The following is a 540-nucleotide window of genomic DNA, read 5'->3' as shown; positions in this document are numbered from 1 at the left end:
ACCTTCGCTTCGTTCTTCAGCTTCTCGACCAGTTCGGCCACCGATTTGACCTTGATGCCAGCGCTGCGGGCAGCCGGGGCTTCAACCTTCAGGGTCTTGTTGGTGGAGGCGAGGGACACGCCCAGCGCGTCTGGAGTCACGGTCTCCAGCGGCTTCTTCTTGGCCTTCATGATGTTCGGCAGCGACGCATAGCGTGGCTCGTTCAGGCGCAGATCGGTGGTGACGATGGCCGGCAGGTTCAGCGAAACGGTCTGCAGGCCGCCGTCGATTTCACGGGTGACGTTCAGCTTGTCGCCTGCAACTTCGACCTTGGAGGCGAAGGTGCCCTGGGCGAAGCCGGTCAGCGCAGCCAGCATCTGGCCGGTCTGGTTGTTGTCACTGTCGATGGCCTGCTTGCCGAGGATGACCAGCTGTGGCTGCTCTTTATCGACAACGGCTTTCAGCGCTTTGGCCACGGCCAGGGAGTTCAGTTCGTCAGCGGCTTCGACCAGGATGGCGCGGTCGGCACCCAGGGCCAGGGCAGTACGCAGCTGCTCCTGG

General features: G+C 63.0%; 1 protein-coding gene. It reads right to left on the bottom strand.

What is annotated here, in order from left to right; genetic code table 11:
- Positions 1–540, bottom strand: a 540-nt coding sequence (locus APH28_RS25990) for an electron transfer flavoprotein subunit beta/FixA family protein (protein WP_060513285.1), incomplete at both ends; no start/stop codon positions are given.

The sequence above is a fragment of the Pseudomonas sp. NBRC 111124 genome, assembly GCF_001320245.1.
Classification (GTDB): Bacteria; Pseudomonadota; Gammaproteobacteria; order Pseudomonadales; family Pseudomonadaceae; genus Aquipseudomonas.
Note: the sequence above shows the minus strand (reverse complement) of the source record. Positions and strands in the feature narration are given on the sequence as shown.